Source organism: Kitasatospora sp. NPDC048722 (assembly GCF_040650235.1).
GTDB lineage: Bacteria > Actinomycetota > Actinomycetes > Streptomycetales > Streptomycetaceae > Kitasatospora.
Genome location: NZ_JBEZGX010000007.1, coordinates 94,273 through 117,132, shown reverse-complemented (window position 1 = coordinate 117,132; position 22,860 = coordinate 94,273). Strand labels below are relative to the sequence as shown.

The following is a 22,860-nucleotide window of genomic DNA, read 5'->3' as shown; positions in this document are numbered from 1 at the left end:
TCTCGGCGGACCGCTCAGCGGGTGCTGAGCGGGCGCAGGTCGGTCCAGTGCTGCGTGACGTAGTCGAGGCACGCCTGCCGGCTGTCCTCGCCATGGACGATCCGCCAACCGGCAGGTACCGCCCGGCGGCTCGGCCACAGCGAGTGCTGTTCCTCGTCGTTGACGAGCACCAGGAAACGACCTTCCGGGTCGTCGAACGGGTTCATCTCGACTCCTCTCTCACCAAGGGTGCGAACTCGGCGGCCGAGCAGCCCTCGTGGTGCGGCTCGGCCTGCTGCCGGGGGTAGACGAAGGGCAGCAGCAGACCCGCCATCGATGTGGTGACCAGCGCCATCACCACCAGAAGCGAGTACAGGCGTTGATCGAGCAGGCCGATCTGGAGGCCGACGGCCAGGACGATCAGCTCGGTGAGTCCTCGGGTGTTGACCAGCAGGCCCAGCGCGACGCTGTGCCGGCGTGACACCCGGACGAGCCGCGCAGCCATGAAGGCACCTGCCATCTTGCCGCCGATCGCGACCAGCAGGATCAACAGCAGCAGGCCGAACTCCCGGGCGTCCATCCCGGACAGGTTCACCGCGAAGCCGGCGACCACGAAGAAGACCGGCAACAGCACGGTCCGGTTGACCCGCTCGACCCGGGGCAGTACCCGCTCACGCAGGTCGGCGGCGCCCGAGCGAGGCATCACCGCGCCGAGCAGGAACGCGCCGAAGATCTGATGCAGTCCCATCCACTCGGTCGCCGCGGACGACAGCCACAGTGCGCCGGCGATCGCGACCGGCAGGCCGGCGCCACGGGTGATCCGAGCAGCGGACCCGCGCCTGCGCCCGGCCGGGCGGCTCGCCAGCCTGGCCAGCACCGGTCGCACCACCCCGACGAGGAGAGCCACGAAGGGCACCACCAGCAGAATCCGCCAGGGGGGCTGGTTCCCGTGCGAGAGGGCGACCACGACCGACAGCATCGCCCAGGCGAGGAAGTCCCCGACCGCTGCCACGGCCAGTGCCAGACCACCGACGGGCGTGTCGATCAGCCGGCGGTCCGTCAAGATCCGGGCAAGTACCGGGAAAGCAGTGATCGATATCGCCGTTCCGAGGAACAGGCAGAAGAGAACCGCAGTCCTCCCGGACCGGTCGCCAACGATGCCGATCGCAAAGAGGCTGCCGAGGACGAACGGCACGACCATGGAGCCGATCGACAACGACAGGACGATCCGGCTCTGCCCGCGCAGACGACTTTCGGCCAGATGCAGCCCCACAAGGAACATGAAGACGCAGACTCCGACGCTGGCGATCGTCTTGAGCTCCGGACGGATCTCGGTCGGGAACAAAGTGCGCGTGACCACACCGTGGAACAGGGACGGGCCGAGCAGGATTCCGCCGGCGATCTCGCCGATGACCTCCGGCTGGCCGAACCGTCTACAGAGGAGCCCCAGCACCCGGGCGACCACGGTGATCACCAAGAGCGCCAGGAGCAGCGCCGCAGCCGTGCCGATAGCCACCGGTCCCCTCCCTTCACCAAGCCCACTGTGTGATCGACAGTAGGCGGGGCCAGTCAGGGCCGCGCAGTCACGTGAACCGGCGACAGGCGCCCTTCCTCGCGAGGGACCATGCATTGCCGCTGGTGCGTTTGCGCAGGCCAGTCGCCTTGATCCCGGTGGGTACGCCGTGCGGGCGTGAGAACAGGGACCTTCCTCGGCGCCCGCTACCGACGCCTGGTCAAACGCCGAGGCCACATGAAGGCCGCCCGCAAGACCCGCGACCTCGTCCGCCGGCTGAGGCCCCGCGGCCACGACGTCACCCTGGCCCCCACGACCATCTGACCGACCCGGTCACAGCCCGCCGACGGGCCACCTCGTGCTGCCCGGCCGACCCCCTGGTCATTCCGGTCAGAGGCTGGCGAACGCGATCCAAAGCATCGATCTTACGGGTCCCCGTCAAGGCGGGTCCATGTCCCCGGTTGGCGCGACAAGCGGCCCGCTTCGAAGGGGCCAATAATCGGTGGCGGTAGTGGATCACGGTCGCTTGCTCGGATACGACTCGCTGCTACCGGAGGCCGGGCTCAGGGCGCAACCAACCTGCCATGCGCCCGCCGAACGACTTCGTGACAGCGGGCAACCATGGTCCGACTGCTACTCGCTTGACGATGGATGAACCCATCCAGCTATCTACAGGGAGAAGCGTGCTACGAGTTGATGTACTGGTCAACAATCCAGTTTATCTCGTCGGTCTCATGCAGGTTCTCTCCGATGAGGGGATTGCCGTCGTCTCAACTCGCCGGTCTCCGACCGAAGGGGTGTCCTGGCTCGCCGACGCGGCCCTGATCGACGACGAAACCCTCGGGCAGGCGGACGGCCTGAACGACATCGCCGAAGCGGCCCGCACCACCTCGGTCCTGGTTTTGCTCAACAGTTGGTCACCATCGGCCGAAGCGTACCTGCAGGCGGGGGCTGTCGGTGTGATCCACAAGCACCAGCCGAGTGAAAGTCTGGTCGCGGCGCTGCGAAACGTGACGGCCGGTACCCGGGTGCTGCCCGAGGGCCATGCCACGAAGCCCCCGGTGGAACGCCACGACCTGCTCACGTTGAACCTCTCCACGCGCGAGGAACAGGTGCTCAGCCAGATCTCCAAAGGACTGACCCACGGACAGATCGCCACGCGGCTCGGCATCAGCCCGCACACCGTGGACACATACGTCAAGCGCATCCGCGCCAAGCTCGGCGTCGGCAACAAGGCCGAGCTCACCCGGGTCGCGCTGCTCAACCGGCTGGCGACGTCCGCCGCCTGACCGAAGTCCTTCGCCGAGGCACCGTGGAGACCACATGCACCTCACCGTTCGACCACCCGATCAGCAGGTCACCAGCGAACTGCATGCCATCGAGCTCCGTCGGCAGCGGGCACTCGTCGACGCCGACCTGGATGTCCTGGACGAGATCTTCGACGACACTCTCGTGCACACCCACGCACACGGCATCACCCACACCAAGACGCAACTTCTCGAACACACCGCCGGTCGGCGCCCCTATCTCGGCATCACCCGGGGCGAGCTGCTCATCCGGCTCGTCGGCGACGTCGCGGTCGTCACCGGCCGGCTCACCAACCTGCTGCGTACGCCGGACGGCGGCGAACGCACGCTCGCAGGCGTGGCGACGCAGGTCCTGCGCCGCCACGAACGTGATGGCTGGCGGTTCATCAGCTTCCAGATGACCCCGTTCCCCGAGCAGAAATGACGTCCTCCTTCGCGTTGTCGAAGGCGGGCACAGCCAGGAGGTATGCATGACCGGCACCGGCATGGCCCACGACGACCAGAACGCGCTCGAGAGAGGGCACCTGCCGACCGTCACGTACGGGGTGCGGTGCGTGGGCAGGACGCAGGTCACCAACCCGTCGGGGGCCGGCCTCGAACGGCACATCTGCGACCTGGCCGCGTACGGGAATCACGCGTTCCTCACGGCCTATCGTGAGCCGACGTGTGAGCGAACCGGCGCCTACGTCATCGACATCAGCGACCCGCGGGCGCCGTTCGAGGTCGAGAGCGCGTTCATGGAGACGACGACGGGCAACTACGTCGGCGAGGGTCCGGGCGTCATCGAGGTCGACAACGAGTACTTCAGCGGTGTGCTGTTCATTCACGGGAACGAGATCTACGCCCAGGCCCACGCACCCGACCCGACCGGGCCGCGCCAGCGGGGCGGCATCAACATCTGGGACATCACCGACCCGGAGCACGCCCGGCTCCTGGCCGCCCACGCCGGCGACTACACGGACGTGGGCGGCTCACCGCTGGACCAGGCCGTCGAGGTCTACTACGTGTTCCCGTGGACCAACAGCTCCACGGGCCGCACCTACGTCGCCATGGTCACGGTGAAGATCACCACCGACATCTGCATCATGGACGTCACCGACCCGCGCAACCCCACGATGGTCAACTCCCTGGACCTGCGGGTGCCACCGTTCGGCGTCGCCCAGGAATCTCCCGCGGGCCTCAACTCGCTGTTCGGGCACGCCGTCGACGTGAAGCGGACCGGCGACCGCTACGTCATGAGCGCGACGTACTGGGACGGCGGATACGTGCTGCTCGACGTGACCGACCCGACGCCGGGCAACGTCTCGATGATCGCTCAGTCCTTCTACGCCGAACTGGACGAGGAACGTGCGAAGCGCGGGCACCAGGTCCCGCCGGAGGGCAACGCCGAACACTGCGCGCTCTCGCCCGACGCGCAGTTCCTGGTGGGCGCCGACGAGAACTACGAGGCAGTGCGCCTGCTCGGCACCATCACGTCGGGGCCCGACGCCGGTCTGGAGTTCACCGCGGCCTGGAGCCCGGACACGGCACCGATCGACGACGACGGCCTCTCCGGCACACCGACCTTCGTCGGCAACGGATGCCCGGGCACGGTGCGGCCCGGCCGCGGGATCGCGCTCATGGAACGCGACGCTTCGCTGCTCACCGCCGGGTCGAACCCGGGGTGCTCGTTCCAGGAGAAGCTCAACGCCGTCGCCGCGGCCGGTTACTCGGCCGGCATCGTCTTCAACCGGCAGGGGCCGGATGCGCTCCACCAGTACCCCACGTCGGCCAAGGGACCGATTCCGCTGATCTTCGTCAACCGCCTGACCGGTCTGCGGCTGCTCGGGGTGACCGGTGTGACCGAGGAAACGGCCGGCTCGACCCCGACACCGGCCGCGCCGGACATACCCTCGATCGACCTCAGGTCGGTGTTCAACGGATGGGGCTACCTCCGGCTGTTCAGGACAGTCGTCCCGGCCGTCGGCAGCGGCTCCATCGAACAGGTCGACACGTACGCCATCCCCGAGTCGCAGGACCCGAAGTACGCGATCGGCTTCGGCGACCTCTCGGCGTCCCACGTCGCGATCGATCCGGACCGCCAGCTGGTGTACGCCACCTTCTACTCGGGCGGGCTCCGCGTCCTGAGCTACGGCCCGGAGGGCCTGAGGGAGGTCGGCGCCTACTGCGAACCCGGCAACGACTTCGTCGGCGTCGTGGTCCACAGGATCGGCGGGAAGAACTACGCCCTGGTCACCGACCGCAACTACGGTCTCTACGTCTTCGACGTCTGACCGGCACGAACACGACGCTGGTGGCGGGTCTTCGAGAAGGCCCGCCACCAGCGTCGTGTTCTGCGCGGAGATCGTGCGGTCCTACGGCCAGGCGATGCAGAAGGGGTGACCGGCCGGATCGGTGTAGACCCGGAACCCGGTGCGCGCGGCGGGATCGTCGGACGACTTCACCAGCTGTCCACCCAGCTTGATCACCTTGTCGTGCGCGGCTTCGAGGTCATCGACGTAGAAGTCGAGATGAACCTGCTGCGAAGCCCCGTCCGGCCACACGGGCGGGACGTGGTCGGGCGCGAGCTGGACGGCCAGGTGCCAGTCCCCTTCGACCCAGACGTTGTGCCACGTGTCCTTCGCCTCGACCGTACCGTCCAGCAGCCCCGCCCAGAACGCGCTTTCCCCATCGAGATCCGCCGCCTCGAAGACAATCGTCCGGCGCCTGAAATCCATGAGCCACACCCTCTCCGTCTGAAGTCACATCACATCGCGTCGAGCAGAATCATTCTGGCTTCTTCAGCCGGCGAACAGCGGGTTCCGCGATGCCCCCTGTTTTGGGGAATCGCGCGAGCGGCCCGGCCCGCCCGCGTCCGGCGCGGAGTTCGCCGACGGCCGCTAGAGTCGGCCCATGTCCAACATCGGAGACGTGCCACCGGAGATCCTGAACCGGCTGCGGCCGATCTGCCGGCAGTTGCCCGACTCGTACGAGGAACCGGCCTGGATCGGCGTGCGCTGGCGGATCCGCACGCGGACCTTCGCCCACGTCTACGCGCCGAACGCGGATCGCATCCCGTTCTACGCACCATATGTGACCGCAGGTCAGGAACTGGTCGTCATGACGTTTCGGGTACCCGTCGACGACCTGATCGGCCTGACCTCCGGCGGCTTCCCGTTCCTCCGTGCCGACTGGGGCCACAACGTCGTCGCCGCCGTTCTCGGTGACCACACCGACTGGACCGAGATTTCCGAACTGATCACCGACAGCTATTGCCAACTGGCCCCGAGGTTTCTCGCCGCCCGGGTCGACCTCCCGCCACCGGCCGGTTGACCGGTGGGGGCCCCGTCGTCGTCCCCGAATTATGCGGCACCGCGAAACTTCGTCTCCGGCAAGGTCTCCATCAAACTCTGACCATGCGTCGCTTCTTCGTGTATTGCACAGTTCTGGTCGCGGTCATAGGCGCCGCCGCCGCGCCGGCCAGTGCCTCGACCGCCGCTCCCCACATCCGCGGAAGCAGCACGGTGCCCGCGTACTCGTATGCCGACGCGATCCGTGAGAGCGTCTGGGTCCAGACCCCGTTGGACAACGACCACGACGGGGTGCCCGACAAGGTGGCGGTGGACATCGTACGGCCCCGGGCCGGCAACGTCCGGGTGCCGGCCATCATGACGGCGTCGCCCTACAACGCCCGCGTGGGCCGCGGCCTCGAGAAGGAGTTCAAGGCGTACGACGCGGCGGGCACGATCTCCAAGATGCCCCTCTTCTACGACAACTACTTCGTGCCGCGCGGGTACGCCGTCGTCTCCGTGGACATGGCCGGCACCGGCCGCTCCACCGGTTGCACGGACACCGACGGGCGCGAGGACACGCTGGGCACGAAGGCCGTCGTCGACTGGCTCAACGGACGGGCGAAGGCCGCGTACGCCGACGGGTCACCGGCCGTCGCGACCGGCTGGACCAACGGCCGGGTCGGCATGGTCGGCAAGTCGGCGGACGGGACGGTCGCCAACGAGGTGGCGGCCACCGGCGTCGACGGGCTGAAGACCGTCGTGGCGATCGCGGCCACCTCCAGCGGATACGACTACGCGCGCCACAACGGCGTGGTGGTCTCCCCGAAGGCCAACGGGTACCTGTTCAACCTGGTCACCAGCCGCCCGGCGGAAGCCTGCGCCCAGACGCTGAAGGAACTCGACACCGGCAGCGACGACGCGACCGGCGACTACAACGCCTACTGGGCGGAGCGCGACGTCCGGCCGGACGCGTCGAAGGTACGGGCCTCGGTCTTCCTGGTGCACGGCCTCAACGACGGCAACGTGATGACGGACCATGCCACCACGTGGTGGGAGGGCCTGAAGGTCCCTCGCAAGATGTGGCTCTCCCAGACGGGCCACCTCGACCCGTTCGACTACCGGCGCGCCGAGTGGGTCGACACGCTGCACCGCTGGTTCGACTTCTACCTGCAGGGCCTGCACAACGGCATCGACCGGGAAGCGCCGGTGACCCTGGAGACCACGCCCGGGACGTGGATCGACCAGCCGGCCTGGCCGGCCCCGGGCGCGCGGCAGGTGCAGGTCGGTCTGGGTGACGGCAACGGCACCACCGGCACCCTGGGCAGCGGCTCCGGCACCGGTGAGAGGACCTGGGTGGACAACCCCGATCTGGTCGAGGACGCCGCCACGGCCAACCCGAACGACGCCGTCGCCGGCCGGGTCGCCTTCCTCTCCGGGCCGCTGACACGCGACGTACGGATCTCCGGAAATCCGGCCGTACAGCTGCGCGTCCAGGTGGACCGGCCGACCACCGAACTCAGCGCCCGGCTCGTCGACTACGGCACCACCTCGCGGGTCGACACCGTCTATCCCAACGAGGGCGTCCGCACGCTGGACACCAAGTCCTGCTGGGGCGCGTCGACCACGGCCGACAGCGCGTGCTACCGCGACTCCGTCGAGGACGTGGTGACCGGCGACCGCGGCATCCTGACCCGGGGCTGGCAGGACGCCGCCCACCGGATCTCGCTGCGCTTCCGGGTTCCGCTGCAGCCCGGCCGGTGGTACTCGATCACGGTGCCGATGCAGGCCACGGACCAGACCGTCCCGGCCGGACACGTGCTGGGGCTGGTCCTGCAGCAGAGCGACCCCGACTACACGACGCCGACCACGACCGGCGCCACCGTGCGACTGGACCTGCGCGGCAGCCACCTGACCCTGCCCGTGGTGGGCGGTTCCAGGCTGCCGTAGCCGAGGACCACGGCGCCGCAGGTCGAGGCCGCTGCGACCGCCCCGGCCACGAGGGCCGTCGACGGCCACAACTCTCCGATTCCTTGAGGAGGTTGTCGCACACCATCCGACCGGCGCCCAGCGGCTGCTCGCCACGGCGGCGGACCACGGTCCGCCGCCGGCGCCTTGGTGTGGGTCCACCCCGCCAAGGCGCCGGCGATGCTTCACACATCTTGAACGTGCTTCAGGATCACCGACCGCGCATCGATGACGGAGCGATTCCCCACCTGCGAACTCCCGGTCTAGCCTGCTTGGGTACTGCTCTAGGCATTGTCTGACCGCGCATCTCACACAGTTGGACACGGTGGCAGATCCCCGTTCCCCGTGCGCGATTCACGCCCTTTCGGATACGGAGGCAGGCTATTCATGTCCACTCTCTGCGTACACCATCTGATCGAGGCGCAGGCGGCACGGACGCCGACCGCGCCCGCGGTCATCTCCTGTGACGGAGTCCTGAGCTACGCCCGACTCGACGAACAGGCCGGGCAACTGGCCGGCCTGCTCGTCGAGCGGGGTGTGCGCCCCGAGGTCCGGGTCGGGCTGGCCGTCGAGCAGTCGGCGCGCTGGCTCATAACGCTGCTCGCCATCTGGAAGGCCGGCGGCGTCTACGTCCCGCTCGACGCCGCGCTCCCCGCCGAACCGGCCGCCTCGATGCTGGCCGACGCCGGGGTGGAACTGCTGCTGCACGCCGGATCCGGTCCGGTGCCGACCGGTTCCGGCTTCTCGGTCGTGGAGCTGGCCGCCCTGACCGGCACGGCCCCGGCCGACGGCGCGACGCCGGCGATGTCGCCGGACAACCTGGCCTACTGCATGTTCACCTCCGGCTCCACGGGCCGGCCGAAGCCCGTCGGGATCTCGCACGCCTCGCTGGCCGGCCACGCCGCCGCGATCCGGGCCGAGTTGGACCTGAAGCCGACCGACCGGTTCCTCCAGTTCACCTCGATGGCCATCGACGCCTCGCTGGAGGAGACGCTGCCGGTCTGGCTCGCCGGCGGGACGGTCGTGCTGCCGGACGCGCCGCGCCCGACGAGCGTCGAGCTGACCGAGCTGATCACGGCGCGCGGCGTGACCGTGGTGAGCCTGCCGAGCGCGTACTGGCACCAGTGGACGGACGACCTCCGGGCCGGGGTGGTGGCGCTTCCCGGGACGTTGCGCACGGTCTTCATCGGCGGCGACAAGATCCGCATGGACAAGCTCGCCACCTGGACGGAGGTCGTCGGCTCGCGACCGGTGGACTTCGTCGCCGACTACGGGCCCACCGAGACCACGATCAGCTGCACCACGTACCGTCCGGGCCCGGCGAACCTGCCCGACACCGGACTCGTGCCGATCGGCCGGCCGCTGCCCGGGGTGACCGTGCACCTGCTCGACGACGACCTGACGCCGGTGGCCGGCGGTGAACCGGGGGACGTGTGGATCGCCGGCTTCGGGCTGGCCCGCGGCTACCTGGGCGCGCCCGCGGCCACCGCCGACCGGTTCTGCCCGGACCCGTTCGGGCCGCCCGGCACGCGGATGTACAAGACCGGTGACCGGGCCGCGCGGCTGCCGGACGGGAACCTGCAGTTCCTCGGCCGCTCGGATCGCCAGGTGAAGATCCGTGGGTTCCGGATCGAGCCCGGCCAGGTGGAGAACGCCGTACGGGCCTGCGCCGGCGTCCGCGACGCCGTCGTGGTCGCGACCGAGGACCCGGTCTCCGGCGCGCGCCTGGTCGCGTACGTCGAGGCGGACGCGGCACCGGATGCGGAGGCCGCTCTCCGGACCGAGCTGGCCGGCCGACTGCCCGCCGTCATGGTCCCGGGGACCATCGTGCGGCTGGACCGGATCCCGCGGTCCTCGCTGAGCGGCAAGGTCGTCCCGTCCCAGTTGCCGCCGCCGCCGGCCGTCGCCGACCGGCCCGGCCCGGTCGCGCCGTCCACCCCGGAGCAGACCGTCGCGGGCCTCGTCGCGGACGTGCTGGGCCGGGTGCCGGGCGCCGACGAGGACTTCTTCGCGGCGGGTGGTGACTCCTTGCGCGGACTGCAGTTGCTCAGCCGCATAGCCCAGGTCACCGGGGCGGCGCTGACCTTCGAGCAGTTGCGCTCGGACCCGACCGTGGCCGGCATCACCGCACTGGTGGACCGCGCGCCGCGGTACGAACCCGGCCTGGGGGCCGTCACGCCGACCGGCGAGCGCGAGGAGTGGCGGCCGGTGTCCCGTGGCCAGGCCGCCCTCTGGTACCTGGACAAGCTGCACGGCGGCGCGGCGACGTACGCCGTGCCCTTCGGGTACTGGATCTCCGGCCCGCTCGACGTCGACCGGATGGACGCCGCGCTCACCGAACTGCTGGCCCGGCACGAGGCACTGCGCACCACCCTCGCGGAGCGCGACGGCCGGGTTCGGGCCCGCCTCCGGCCGCCGGCGCCGGTCCGCACCCGGGTGACGGCGGTGGCCGACCGCGCCGCCGCGACACGCCGGGCCGAGGCGGATGCGGCCCGGCCGTTCGACCTGTCCACCGGCCCTTTGCTGCGTTCCTTCTGCTACCGGGTCGACGACGAGAACCACCTCTGGCTGCTCGACGTGCACCACAGCGCCTTCGACGCCTGGTCGCTCGGGGTGTTCCGGCGCGAATTCGCCGCGCTGTACCAGGGCCGCCCGCTGCCCGAGCCCGCCGTGCGCTACGCCGACTACGTCGCCTGGCAGGAGCGCTGGCTGGCCTCGGAGGAAGCGGCCGGGCAGCGGCGCTACTGGACGGACCGGCTGTCCGGCGACGCACCGGTGGTCGAGCCGGGCCGGCCGACCGGGGCGCCGGGGCGATCCGGGTTCTCGATACCGCTCGGGTTCGACAAGCTCGGCCCGGCCCAGGTCGAGGACGTGGCCCGAGCCTGCGGGTCGACCCCGTTCGGCGTACTGCTCGCCGGCTTCTTCGCCACGCTGCACCGGATGACCGAGAACGCCGACGACCTCGTGGTCGGTGTGCCGATGGCCGGCCGTGGACGGGTAGGCACCGAGGAGCTGATCGGGTACCTGGTGAACACCGTGCCGCTGCGCATGCGGTTCACCCCCCGGATGAGTTTCCGGCAGCTGGTGGCGCGCACCGACGCGGCGCTGGCCGAGGCACTGTCCCGGCAGGACCTGCCGTTCTCGGAGATGGCGGGCGGCGTCTCCCAGGGCGCGGACGCCGCCGAGAACCCGCTCTTCCAGACCATGTTCGTCCTTCAGTCCACCCCGGTGGAGGGGGACGGTGCGATCGACGGCCTCGAGATCACCGAACAGCCGATCCACTCGGGCACCGCCAAAATGGCGCTGACCTGCACGCTGCGGCTGGACGCCGACGGGATCACCGGCGAGGTGGAGTACTCGGGCCGCCGCTTCGACCGCCCGTCCGCCGACCGCTGGCAGGACGCCCTGGTGACGCTCCTCGAATCAGCGCTCGCGGACCCGTCGGCGCGGCTGGCCGAGTTGCCGCTGCTGCCGCCCGACGCGGCCACCGCCCAGCTGGCCGCGATCAATGCCGACCACCGGGACCGCATCGCCGCCGACACGCTGTTGCACGACGGCTTCCGCACGGCGCTGGCCCGCGACCCGTCCGCGGTCGCCGTGCAGGCCGGGACGAGCACGGTCAGCTATGCCGAGCTCGACGCCCGGGCAGAGGCGATCGCGGCCGCGCTGGCCGCCACCGGCATCGGTCCGGAGGCGCTGGTCGGGGTCTGCGTCGAACGCTCGGTCGCCTCGATCGCCGCGGTGCTCGGGGTGCTTCGCGCCGGTGCCGGGTTCGTGCCGCTGGACGCCGGATACCCGGCCGAGCGGCTGCGGTGGATCGCCGCCGACTGCGCGATGGCCGCGGTGGTCGCGTCCACGGTGCCGGCCGGGCTGGAGCACGTGCCGGTCGTCGACCCGGCTGCGGACGCCCCGGAGGGCGGACCGGCCGTCGGGATCCACCCCCGCAACACGGCGTTCGTCTACTACACGTCCGGGTCGACCGGCCGGCCCAAGGGCGTGATCATCGATCACGGCTGCGCGGCCTCGCGGGTGGAGTGGATCGCCCGGCGCTACGAGCTGGGCCCGGGCCTCCGGGTGGTGCACAAGACCCCGCTGATCTTCGACGTCGCGATCTGGGAGATCTTCGCGACGCTCGGGGCCGGCGCGACGGTACTGCTGGCCGAAGCCGGCACCGAGACGGACGTGCCGTACCTGGCCGAGTCGCTCGCCACACCGGACACCGTGCTCGCCCACTTCGTCCCGTCGATGCTGGACATGTATCTGGCCACGGTCGACGCCACCCGGTACCCGGGCCTCGATCGCGTGCAGACCTCCGGCGAGGCGGTCCCGGCCGCGTTGCTGCGGCGGTTCGCCACCCACTTCGATGTCCAGCTGGACAACGCGTACGGCCAGACGGAGACCTCGGAGGTCGCGCTGTGGAGCGGCCGCGACTGGCCGGGCGGCGGCAGCGTCCCGATGGGCCGGGCGGTGAACGGCTACCGGTTGTTCGTGCTCGACGAGGCTCTGCAGCCCGTGGCCCCGGGCGTGGTGGGCGAGCTCTACGTCGCCGGCGTGGACGGCCTGGCCCGCGGCTACCTCGGCCGACCGGACCTCACCGCGGAACGGTTCCTGCCGCACCCCTGGCCCGTGACGCCGGGAGAGCGGCTGTACCGCACCGGCGACCTGGCCGTCCGGGACGACGACGGCCTGCTGCACTACGCCGGGCGGTCCGACGGCCAGGCCAAGGTCCGGGGCGTACGGGTGGAGCCCGGCGAGATCGAGGAGGTGCTGCGCCGCCACCCGTCGGTCGAACAGGCGGCCGTGCGGATCCGGGAGGACGAACCCGGCACCAAGGAGATCGTCGCCTACCTGGTGGGACCCGACGCCACCGTCCCCGAGGTGGCGCAGTACGCGACCGGCTACCTCTCCCGGTACCTCCTGCCGGCGGTGTACGTGAAGCTGGCCGCGCTGCCGCTCACCCCGTCCGGCAAGGTCGACCGGCAGGCGCTGCCGGCACCGACCGCGCAGGATCGCGGGGCACGCGCCGGGGTCTCCGAGGCCGCCTCGCTGATCGAGTCGCAGCTCGCCGAAGTGTGGTGCGACCTGCTGAACATCGAGGAGATCGGCCGGCTGCAGAACTTCTTCGAGGCAGGCGGCAGCTCGCTGTCGGCCCTGCAGATGCTGCACCGGGTCAAGACCCGGTTCGGAGTGGCGGTCACCGTACGACAGTTCTTCAGCGCGCCGACGATCGCGGGTGTGGCCGAACACCTGGAGAAGGCGCTGATCGCCGAGTTGGCCGCGCTGTCCGACGACGACGCCGCGCAACGCGACAGCCAGGAGGGCTGATCCGATGACCGCACTGAACGTGGACAAGCAGCAGATGCTCATGAAGCTGCTGCGCGAGCGGAGCACCGCGACGCGGGGCCCGCACATCACACCGGTACCGCAGGGCACCCCGGTGCCGCTCAACCCGCCGCAGGCGAGGATCTGGTTCTCCTGCCGCCAGTACCCGGACACCAGCGAGTACAGCCTGCCGGAGCTGCGGACCCTGGAGCGGGCGCTCGACCTCCCGACGCTGCGCGCGGTCACAGTGGAGCTGATGGCCCGCCATGACGTCCTGCGGGTCCGGATGTTCGAGCTCGACGGTGTGCCGGTGCAGCAGGACGACGGCCCGATCGAGCCGCCGGTGACCTGGCACGACCTGCGGCACCTGTCGGCCGAGGAGGCGGAGGCACGGGCGACCGAGAGCGGCAACGAGGCCGCCCAGCGCCCGTTCCCGCTCGACGGGCCGTGCTTCTTCCAGATCATCGGGTTCGCCCTGCCCGGCGACCGGACCATGCTGGCGGTCAACTTCCACCACATCGTCATCGACGGGCTGTCCCGGATGATGGTCGTCGCCGAGCTCGACGCCCTGCTGGCCGGCCGCCCGCTCGATCCGGCCCCGCCGGTCGGCTTCCTCGACTACGTGGCCTGGGAGCAGGAGAACGCCGACGAGACTGCGGTCCTGCGCGACCTGTCCTACTGGACCGGAAAGCTGGCCGGCGACCTGCCGGTGCTGGACCTGCCGAGGGACCATCCACGGCCGGCCCAGTCGAGGCGGTCCGGGGGCACCGTGCCACTCACGATCCCCGGCCCGGTGCTGGCCCGCCTGCAGCAGTTGGCGGCGGACGAGGGGGTCACCCTGTTCGTCGTCCTCATGGCCGCGTACAAGCTGTTCCTGGCCCGGATGACCGGGCAGCGGGACATCATCGTCGGCGCCCCGCTGGCCGGCCGGGACCACGAGGTCGCCGAGACGATCATCGGCTGTTTCGTGAAGTCGGCGCCGCTGCGCACCGACCTGAGCGGCCACCCCACGTTCCGCGAGGTCGTCCGCCGGGTGCACCAGACCGTCCTGGAGGCCCACGACCACCAGGCGGTGCCCTTCGACCAGGTGGTGGCAGAACTGGCCCTGCCCCGGCTGGACGGGGTGCAGGCGGTGTTCCAGACCATGGTCAACGTGCAGTCGACCGGCGCGGGCGGCACCGCCGACCTGGGCTCCGAGCTGGACACGAACGCCGCGATGTGGGACCTGGCCGTGAGCCTGTTCACCGACCAGGACGGGATGAGCGGCGTCCTGATCTACGACGCCGGCCTGTTCGAGAAATCGACCGTACTGCGTTTCGCCGACATCCTGGAGAGCCTGCTGGCCGAGGGTGCCGGGCAGCCCGACACACGGGCGTTCGAGCTGCCGCTGCTCGCACCGGCCGAACGGGAGCGCAGCCTGCGCGAGGCGGCCGGATCCGAGCAGCCGGACATCCGGTACCGGACGATGGCACAGCCCTTCGAGGAGCAGGCCCGCCGCACCCCGGCCGCGGTGGCGGTCCACACCGGCGAAGGCGCGGTGAGCTACGCGGAGCTCAACACCCGGGCCAACCGGCTGGCGTGGGTCCTGCGCGACGCCGGAGTACGGCCCGGCACGGTCCTGGCGCTGTGCCTCGCCCACGGCGCCGACCAGATCGTCGCCCGGTACGCCGCGGCCAAGCTCGGCGCGCCGTACACGGCGATCGCGCCGGAGCACCTGGCCGACGCCGCTCCGGAGATGGTGATCACCGATCGGGCGACCGCGGCCCAGGTCCCGGCCGGATCCTGGCGGGTGGTCTCGTTCGCGGACGCCGAACGGTGGGCCGAGGCGTCCACCGACGACCCGCCGGCCCCGGAAGCCGGGTACGACCTGCTCCGCCTGGTCCGCGCCCCCGGCCGGCCGGGGGCCGTCGCCCGGTCCGTCGCCGGGGAGCTGGCCGAGGTGGCGGAACTGCAGCGCAGCCATCCCCTTGCCGCCGGCGAGGTGGTGCTCCCGGAGACTCCCGACGGCGCGTTCTGGCCGCTGTCGTACGGCGGCACGGTCACCCTCTGCCGGCCCGAGGTGCACCAGGACCCGCGGACCCTGCTGGAGCACCTCGACACGTACCGCGTCACCACCCTGTGGACGAGGCCGTCGGTGCCGCTGGACGGCGCTGGTGGCGGGTCGCTGCGCCGGATCTTCTGCGGCGGGGAACCGGTGACCGTCGCCGGCTTCCCGGGCGAGGTCATCACGTGGCAGGGATGGCCGGACACCGGCCGGGTCACCGAGAAGGGCCGGCAACCGGCCCACCGCGCCCTGTACGTGCTGGACGAGACGCTGGAGCCGGCGCCGGTCGGCGTCGTCGGCGAGCTGTACGTCGGCGGGGCCGGCGCGGCCCGCGGTTACCACGGGCTGTCCGCGCCGACCGCGGAGCAGTTCGTGGCCGACCCCTTCGGCGTGCCCGGCGCACGCATGGTGCGCACCGGCGAACTCTGCCGACGCCGCGAGGACGGTGCGCTGGAACACCTGGGCCCGGTCGACCGGCAGATCACGGTCCACGGCATGCGCATCGATCGGGCCGCCGTCGAGGCGGCCTTCACCGGCCAGGGCGGGGTGGCCCTGTGCGCGGTCACCGCGGCGCCGGAGGGCGGCCTCGCCGCCTTCGTGGTGCCGGCCGGCGGCCGGACTCCGTCGGCGACGGAGCTCGCCGACGGCGCCGCCCGGCAGCTGCCCGGCTATCTCGTGCCGGGCAGCGTCACCGTGGTGGACCGGATCCTCCGCACCGACGACGGCCGGATCGACGTCGCCGCGCTGCTCGACCTGCGCAGCGACGACGCACGCGTCGAGGACGAGGGGTTCGTCGCTCCGGAGACCGAGCTGGAGGCCCGCCTGGCCGCGATCTACGCCCGGCTCCTGCGCCGGGACGCGGTCAGTGTCACCGACAGCTTCTTCGAGCTGGGTGGCCATTCGCTGCTGGTGTTCAAACTGATCGAGGAATGCGCGAGCCGGCTCGGCCTGCGGCCGTCCGTCCAGGACGTCTTCACCGGCCCGAGGGTGCGCGAACTGGCGGCCACGCTGGGTGCGGCGCAAGCCGCTCCGGCGCCCGAGGGCCACCTGATCAACCTGGTCGAGAACCCCGGCGCGCCGCTGGTGGTGTTCGTGCACGCGGCGAGTGGTTCGGCGCTGCCCTTCTACGAGGTGGCCCAGCGGCTCGGCGGGGAGTTCTCGGTGTACGCCCTGCAGTCGCTGCCGGACGACGCGCCGGCGACGATCGAGGAGATCGCCGCCCGGTACGCGGCCGCCGTCGACGCGGTGCGCGGCGTCGCCCCCGTCGTGCTCGCCGGCTGGTCGATGGGCGGCTGTGTGGCGGTCGAGATGGCCCGGAACTGGCTGCTGCGCGGCGAGCGGGTCGCCGCGACGCTGCTGCTCGACACCTGGGCGCCGCCCTCGTTCATGTCCTCGGCGGAGGAGGCCGCCGAGGTGCGGGACGCGTGCCTGGCGCTCGACGTGCTGCGCCTGGAGGGCGCCGAGCCCGGCGCCGCCATGGCGCTGGCCGAGCTGACCGGGATGGTCGAGCGCAACCGCGCCGCGTTCCTCGACTACTGGCCGGAGTTCTACCCGGCCGAGGTGGAACTGCTGCGCGCCAGCGACCCGCTGCCCGCCGACGCGCCGGGGTTCCCCGCGGGTTACATGGACGACGACCGCGGGTGGGGCGCCTTCGTCGCCGAACTGGAGAGCACCGAGGTCAAGGGCAGCCACCTGAGCCTGTTCGACCTCGAGAACGTGGACCAGCTGGCCACGGCGATGAAGGGCGCCATCACCCGGCGGATGGGTTACGAGGAGATCTGAGAGCCGGCGGCCGCCGCCCGCAGCTCGGGGTACATCGACCCGTCGTACGGCGCGGCGACCTGCTTCATCGGCTCCGCGGCGATGTCACCCGGCTGGTAGGGCCACCAGTTCACCAGAACCGTCAGCCGTTCCCGATGCTCGGGAACGGCTGACGGTTCCTGGTGCACGTCGCGTCGGCTGCCGACGGAGTGCCACAGATGGCCCGGGAACGTGACGTAGAGGTTCTCGGCCGGGAAGACGAACTCCCGGTCCTGCGCCTCCGGCGACGGCTCACCGCCGAAGACCACCAGCGGGCCGTCGTCGACGCCGTTCAGGTAGAGGACGCTGGACAGCATCGGGGACTCCAGCGCACCGGTCTCCGGATCCTCGCCGATGTCACGGTGCAGACCGAATTCGAAGTTCGGGGCGTACGGCGGAGACAGCCGACCGAGCCACCACTCGACGCCGACGGCGGCCGCCCGCACCTCGGCGGGGATGTGGTGCACGAGATGGTCCCGGACGGCCGCCTCGACCAGATTGCGCGGCGGCGTCCCCAGCGGGTACCAGAACGTGTAGTGATAGGGGCTGCGGCCGCCCAGGCGTTCGGGCCGAGTTGCCGTCGCGACGGCCGAACGCAACTGGTTCAGCGTCTCGGTGGAGAGCGCCTGGGCGGTGTGAGCGATGAGTGCCATGCCTCGGACGTTACGGCGTGCCCCACGCTGTGGTCGACCGGTCGTTCCGCGGTCCGGGACCGGTCAGAACGGGCAGACCCCGGCGGCGGCGTCCGGCGTCAGACCGGGCAGCCCGGCCCCGGCCGGCTGCCCCATCCCGGCCTCGCGCATCAGCCGGGCGATCGGCCGACCGGTGCCGCTGTCATCGGCCTCGTAGCGCCGGATCACCGACTCCTGGACGTCCGCCGGCTTCTCCTGGCTGAACTTGAACAGCCCCTCCACCGCGTCGATCCGGAGCCGGAAGGCACCGACGCCGGGCAGGATCCGGCGGAAGTAGTCGACCGACGCGGTCTGGTCCCAGCCGGCGCCGAAGCGCTGCTCCAGGCGCTCGGCCGTCCACCGGACGACCTCGAGCGTCTCCTCGGGCTCGTGGATCAGCTGGATCCGCCCGCAGACGTGCACGGCCGCGAAGTTCCATGTCGGGGCGGACGGGTCACCGGGGTAGACGGCCGGGGTGACGAATCCGCCCGGGCCGTCGAACATCAGCCGGGCGTACGTGCCGTCGGCCAGCGCCTTCCAGTGCGGGTTGGCGCGGTTGAGATGGCCGAAGAGCTCCGTGCCGGTGAGCGGGCCGGACTGGGGCTGGCCCGGAGCGACGAGGGCCGGCAGGCGCGACGCCCACGGCACGGCCGCACCGTTGGTGGTGAGCGTCGCCAGCGGGTGGCCGTCGATGATCCGGCGGTGCCAGTCCTCGTCCTGGATCTGGTAGTGGCTGGGCACGAACATGGCTACCGCCTCACATGATCGGAAATTTAACGGCACACCGCGTACGCCTGGCGGCCGCGCGGACCGGCTGCGGCCCGCAGGAAGCCGGTGACCGGGTCGACACCGGCGGAGCAGACCTTGCCGAGCGTGCCCTCCGGCACCACGTCGAGCCGGTGGCCCTTCTTCTCCAGCAGGGCGAGCACGGCAGGGTCGAACGAGCGCTCCACGACCACCACGCCCGGCCGCGAGGTGCGCGGTGCGAACGACTGCTGGAAGTGGTCGATGTGCCAGGCGGGCAGCTCGGCCGCCGCCTGCAGTTCGCATCCGAACTCGGCAACTGCGAGGAACGCGTGGAGCGTCCACTGGTCCTGCTGGTCACCGCCCGGCGTTCCGAAGGCCAGGAACGGCTCGCCGCCGCGCAGCACGATGCTGGGGCTCAGCGTGGTGCGGGGACGCCGTCCGGGCGCGAGCGAGTTGGGGTGTCCCTCGGTGAGCCACGCCGTCTGGCCCCGGGTGCCGAGTGCGAAACCGAGTTCCGGGATCACCGGCGAGCTCTTGAGCCAGCCACCGCTGGGCACGGCGACGACCAGGTTCCCCCACGCGTCGGCGACGGCCACCGTGCAGGTGTTCCCGGCGCCGGCCCGCGGACCGACCGGGGTGACGGTGGGCAGGCCGCTGCGCAGATGGGTCATCCACTCCGGCTCCTCCGCGCCCGGCTCCTCCGGCGCCGCCTGCGGGATCCAGCCCTCGGCGCCGCCCGGCCGTCCCGGCTGCGGATCGAGGTTCGCCTGCTCGCCGATGAGCGAGCGCCGCTCGGCGGAGTACTCGGCCGCCAGGAGCTCGGCCAGCGGCACCGGCGTGTGGTCCGGGTCGCCGTACCACGCCTCCCGGTCGGCCATCGCGAGCTTGGCCGCCTCGGCGACGGTGTGGATGTACTCGCCGCTGCCCAGCCCCATGGCACGCAGGTCGCACCCCTGCAGGAGGGCCAACTGCTGCAGGAACACCGGGCCCTGGGACCAGGGTCCCGCCTTGTGGACGGTGAACTCGCCGTACGGCAGCGAGCACGCGGCCTCGACGCCCGGCCGCCAGGTTGCCAGGTCGTCGCCGGTCAGCAGGCCACGATGGCGCCGGCCGGTCGAGTCGAACACGTCGCTGGTCCGCGCGAAGCGGTCGATCGCGTCGGCGACGAAGCCCTGGTAGAAGGCGGTGTGAGCCGCCTCGATCTGGGCTTCCCGGTTCGACGACTTCGCCCGCGCCTCGCGGATCAGCCGTCGATAGGTGTCGGCCAGTGCCTCGTTGCGCATCCGGGACCCGGCCGCCGGAACCGCGCCGCCCGGCAGGTAGGTGCGGGCCGAATCGGTCCACTCCGTCCGGAACAGGTCGGCCATGGCCCCGATCGTCGACGCGGCGGCGGGCAGCAGCGGGTAGCCGCTGGAGGCGTATCCGATCGCCGGTTCGAGGACGGACTCCAGCGGCATGGTGCCGAACTCGCCGAGCAGCCGCATCCAGGCCCCGAAGGCTCCCGGCACGGTCGCCGGCAGCAGGCCGCCCGCCGGTATCTGCTTGATGCCGAGCGCACCGAACGCGTCGATGCTCGCCGCCTGCGGCATCGGGCCCTGGCCGCAGATGATGCGGACCGCGCCGGTCGAGCGCGAGTAGACGGCGATCACGACGTCGCCCCCCGGCCCGTTCGAATGCGGCTCGACGATCTGCAGGGCGAACCCGGCGGCCACCGCCGCATCGAAGGCGTTGCCGCCGCGCTCCAGGATGCCCATACCGACGGCGGACGCGAGCCAGTGCGTCGCGGCCACGCCGCCGAGGGTGCCGGTCAGCGCCGGTCGCAGGACGGTCATGGACTTACTCCTCGGCCAGGCTTCATACGGAAGGTGGGCAGCGGCCGGGACGGAAGGCCGCATGCGTGTTGCGCGACGCCCAGCAGGATGTCGACGAGGCTGTTCTCGCACTTGACCACTTCGGGCTTCTGCAGCTCGGTCGGCCGTTCGTCGGCGTCACCTGCCGCGTACAGCCCGTTCGCGGTGACGTCCTGGGCGATCGCCACGAGTCGGCGCAGCAGCTGGGCCACGACCTCGTGCCGGGGGACCGGTGCCCGCAGCGTCGTGAAATAGGAGTCGTAGATCAGCCCTGCGGCCCGGTGGCCAGGACTGCGGACGGCGGCCTCGCGCAGCAGCGACCGACCGTTGGTGACCAGGCGCGCGGCGACCCCGTCGTGGACGAGGTGCAGCAGGGTGATGGCGTCCAGCAGCTCACTGGCGTCCGTGTCGGAGATCCCGGGCAGGCGACGGCGGCGGAAGAGATCCCGGATCGGCCAGTAGTCCGGCGCCCAGGCGCCGCTGAACGCGCGGTGCCGCAACCGCATGCTCGGCCGGATCAGGACGTTGTAGACGTCGGGCGGGCACGAGCCGGTGTAGAGCAGCATCGCGGAGTAGCCGTCCACGTAGCGGCTGATCTGCGGCAGCACCTCGTCGGCCGACCGGCGGCCCTGGTCGAGGTCGTCCACGAGCTGAGCGATCAGCCGCCATACGACGAAGCACACCTGGTGCCCAGTGAGCCACCGGAACCAGAACAGCTCGTCCGGCGATTCGCACGGCTCCACCTCGGGCGTCAGCAGGCCGCGTTCGCCGAGATCGGCCAGACGTCGGCAGCTCTCGGCGTAGTCCCAGGCAGGAACCACGTCCGCCGGGCCGTCGGGATCTCCCACCGCCGGCAGGATCAGCGGTTCGAGACCGTACGGGAACCCGCCGAAGTCCCATCGCCCAACGGCCGGCGCGTCGCACAGCGCACCACTGGCAGCTGGCTTCATGACAGCCCGTCCGGCACGAAGGTGAATTCGAACTCCAGCCCGTTGACGTCGTACGTGTAGAAGCTCTGCACGCCGTCTTCGTCGATCACGATGTCGGTCGGCTGCTCATCTATCGCGAACGCGTAGCGGCCGGACTCGTAGAGCTCGATCCAGCGCCGCCGAAACCATTTCAGGTCCTCGGCGGTGCTCACGCTGAAGCAGAAGTGCTGGAACTGCACGGCGCTCTCGGCCGGCTCGGACTTGCGGCCGGGCCGGCTGAAGAGGTGAAAGCGGACGTCGCCGAGAACCATCTCCGTCAACTCGCGAATCCCGGGCAGGCGGCTGCGGGTCAGTTCGGAGAACCGGTCAAGCGACCACGCCCGCTGACACCCGAGAAAGTCCCCGTACCAGCGGACGCTGTTCTCAAGGTCAGTCGTCTGCACTCCGACATGATGAAACCGCAGCCTGGGGAATCGGACTTGGGTCGCCAGGGTGACATCCGATGGCGTCTCTCTCATGTCTCATCACTCCAGCGGGGAGAAGTCGCGCCCGGACGCGGGCACTACTGTCGCCATGTCATGGTCGCCCCCCCATTGCGGTTCGGGGAGTTCCCCGCTTTATGGGACACCGGCACTACAGCCAGTCGTTCACGTAACGTGATGACGATCGGACGTGCTGGTGGCGTACAGGGCTGATGCTGCCGCCGGGTCCGGTCCGCGTGATGCGTCGACCGCAGACGAGGTGCTCCAGGACTCTGGCCTGGCAACCAGCGGTCCGCACCCTTCGGGGATGGCCCACTTCGTGCGACCCCTTCGGTGGCCATCCCTGGTAGCTCGGCCTGCCTCGACCTCGGGTCCTCAAACGACCGGCTCCGGTGATCCAAGCCCTGGTCGCCAGCTGCCAACCAAGATCAATCCGTGGGGCTCTTCAGGGACTTCCAGCACCGTCCGAGGGACGTTCGAGGGAGGTTCGGCCGCGTAACCCGGCAACCCCCTGAAAGATCGGAAAGGGCCTCCGACGCAGGTCAGAGGCCCTTCCGGGGGCAAAGCCCCTGGTACGGCGGATGGAGTCGGCCTGTACGCCGGGTTCTGTCACCCGGGTCGCTTGCGCGGCCCGGGGAGACGGCCATCCATCTAGGGCTGCCGTTGCCGACAGCCTCGTGCGGTCTACCCGCGAGCTCGGGCGAGCAGCCCTCGAACACTCGCGCACGGCGCCCGGAGGCACCGATCTTGACCTTGCTCCAGGTGGGGTTTACCGAGCCGGCCGGGTCACCCCGGTCGCTGGTGGTCTCTTACACCACCGTTTCACCCTTACCCGCCGCAGAACGGCGGGCGGTCTGTTTTCTGTGGCACTGTCCCGCGGGTCACCCCGGGTGGGCGTTACCCACCACCCTGCTCTGTGGAGCCCGGACGTTCCTCGGCGGGTCTGGGACCCGTCGCGACCGCCCGGCCGGCTCTTCCG

16 protein-coding genes and 1 other RNA gene are annotated in these 22,860 nt (G+C 70.9%); 8 read left to right on the top strand and 9 right to left on the bottom strand.

Translation table 11 applies throughout. The features are described 5' to 3' along the window. Positions 1 to 14 precede the first annotated feature (14 nt). Together AB0C76_RS08205 and AB0C76_RS08200 are read right to left on the bottom strand one after the other, a co-directional pair. Positions 15 to 206: an MbtH family protein gene (locus AB0C76_RS08205; protein WP_283469129.1), complete on the bottom strand. Its 192-nt coding sequence runs from the start codon at positions 204 to 206 to the stop codon at positions 15 to 17. Continuing rightward, positions 203 to 1,495, bottom strand: a complete 1,293-nt coding sequence (locus AB0C76_RS08200) for a cation:proton antiporter (protein ID WP_359961487.1) — start codon at positions 1,493 to 1,495, stop codon at positions 203 to 205. The genes AB0C76_RS08205 and AB0C76_RS08200 overlap by 4 nt, the downstream gene beginning before the upstream one ends. 174 nt (positions 1,496 to 1,669) lie before the next feature. On the opposite strand from AB0C76_RS08200, the gene AB0C76_RS08195 reads away from it, so the two are divergent. From AB0C76_RS08195 to AB0C76_RS08180, 4 genes are all read left to right on the top strand, one after another. Continuing rightward, positions 1,670 to 1,816 carry a hypothetical protein gene (locus AB0C76_RS08195; protein WP_359961484.1) on the top strand — a complete coding sequence of 49 codons (147 nt, stop codon included), beginning with the start codon at positions 1,670 to 1,672 and terminating at the stop codon, positions 1,814 to 1,816. A 323-nt stretch (positions 1,817 to 2,139) separates the two neighbouring features. Then, complete coding sequence (locus tag AB0C76_RS08190; RefSeq protein WP_359961481.1) at positions 2,140 to 2,781, top strand: response regulator transcription factor; 642 nt, start codon at positions 2,140 to 2,142, stop codon at positions 2,779 to 2,781. 34 nt (positions 2,782 to 2,815) lie between these two features. Continuing rightward, the gene (locus AB0C76_RS08185; RefSeq protein WP_359961478.1) at positions 2,816 to 3,223 is read left to right on the top strand and encodes a nuclear transport factor 2 family protein; all 408 of its coding nucleotides are present in this window, start codon (positions 2,816 to 2,818) and stop codon (positions 3,221 to 3,223) included. A 46-nt stretch (positions 3,224 to 3,269) separates the two neighbouring features. Beyond that, a complete protein-coding gene (locus AB0C76_RS08180; protein ID WP_359961475.1) occupies positions 3,270 to 5,072 on the top strand; it encodes a PA domain-containing protein in 1,803 nt (600 codons plus the stop codon). A gap of 81 nt (positions 5,073 to 5,153) precedes the next feature. On the opposite strand, the gene AB0C76_RS08175 is transcribed toward AB0C76_RS08180, so the two are convergent. Continuing rightward, positions 5,154 to 5,516: a VOC family protein gene (locus AB0C76_RS08175; RefSeq protein WP_359961472.1), complete on the bottom strand. Its 363-nt coding sequence runs from the start codon at positions 5,514 to 5,516 to the stop codon at positions 5,154 to 5,156. Between the two features lie 175 nt (positions 5,517 to 5,691). On the opposite strand from AB0C76_RS08175, the gene AB0C76_RS08170 reads away from it, so the two are divergent. From AB0C76_RS08170 to AB0C76_RS08155, 4 genes are all read left to right on the top strand, one after another. Beyond that, positions 5,692 to 6,111 carry an MmcQ/YjbR family DNA-binding protein gene (locus tag AB0C76_RS08170; RefSeq protein ID WP_359961469.1) on the top strand — a complete coding sequence of 140 codons (420 nt, stop codon included), beginning with the start codon at positions 5,692 to 5,694 and terminating at the stop codon, positions 6,109 to 6,111. A gap of 83 nt (positions 6,112 to 6,194) precedes the next feature. Further along, on the top strand, positions 6,195 to 8,018 hold the full coding sequence (locus AB0C76_RS08165; protein WP_359961466.1) for a CocE/NonD family hydrolase: 1,824 nt from the start codon (positions 6,195 to 6,197) through the stop codon (positions 8,016 to 8,018). A 405-nt stretch (positions 8,019 to 8,423) separates the two neighbouring features. After that, complete coding sequence (locus AB0C76_RS08160) at positions 8,424 to 13,361, top strand: amino acid adenylation domain-containing protein (protein WP_359961463.1); 4,938 nt, start codon at positions 8,424 to 8,426, stop codon at positions 13,359 to 13,361. A gap of 4 nt (positions 13,362 to 13,365) precedes the next feature. Then, the gene (locus AB0C76_RS08155) at positions 13,366 to 17,184 is read left to right on the top strand and encodes a condensation domain-containing protein (RefSeq protein ID WP_359961460.1); all 3,819 of its coding nucleotides are present in this window, start codon (positions 13,366 to 13,368) and stop codon (positions 17,182 to 17,184) included. On the opposite strand, the gene AB0C76_RS08150 is transcribed toward AB0C76_RS08155, so the two are convergent. The 6 genes from AB0C76_RS08150 to rnpB form a co-directional block, all read right to left on the bottom strand. Then, the gene (locus tag AB0C76_RS08150) at positions 17,169 to 17,855 is read right to left on the bottom strand and encodes a hypothetical protein (protein ID WP_359961457.1); all 687 of its coding nucleotides are present in this window, start codon (positions 17,853 to 17,855) and stop codon (positions 17,169 to 17,171) included. The genes AB0C76_RS08155 and AB0C76_RS08150 overlap by 16 nt on opposite strands. A gap of 63 nt (positions 17,856 to 17,918) precedes the next feature. Then, the gene (locus AB0C76_RS08145) at positions 17,919 to 18,620 is read right to left on the bottom strand and encodes an FMN-binding negative transcriptional regulator (protein WP_359961454.1); all 702 of its coding nucleotides are present in this window, start codon (positions 18,618 to 18,620) and stop codon (positions 17,919 to 17,921) included. A 26-nt stretch (positions 18,621 to 18,646) separates the two neighbouring features. After that, positions 18,647 to 20,452, bottom strand: coding sequence for a gamma-glutamyltransferase family protein (locus AB0C76_RS08140; RefSeq protein ID WP_359961451.1), 1,806 nt, complete (start codon positions 20,450 to 20,452; stop codon positions 18,647 to 18,649). After that, a complete protein-coding gene (locus AB0C76_RS08135) occupies positions 20,449 to 21,420 on the bottom strand; it encodes a hypothetical protein (protein ID WP_359961448.1) in 972 nt (323 codons plus the stop codon). The genes AB0C76_RS08140 and AB0C76_RS08135 overlap by 4 nt, the downstream gene beginning before the upstream one ends. Next, positions 21,417 to 21,917: a VOC family protein gene (locus AB0C76_RS08130; protein WP_359961445.1), complete on the bottom strand. Its 501-nt coding sequence runs from the start codon at positions 21,915 to 21,917 to the stop codon at positions 21,417 to 21,419. The genes AB0C76_RS08135 and AB0C76_RS08130 overlap by 4 nt, the downstream gene beginning before the upstream one ends. A 543-nt stretch (positions 21,918 to 22,460) precedes the next feature. Then, positions 22,461 to 22,856: RNase P RNA component class A (rnpB, locus tag AB0C76_RS08125), an RNA gene on the bottom strand. Between the last annotated feature and the right edge of the window lie 4 nt (positions 22,857 to 22,860).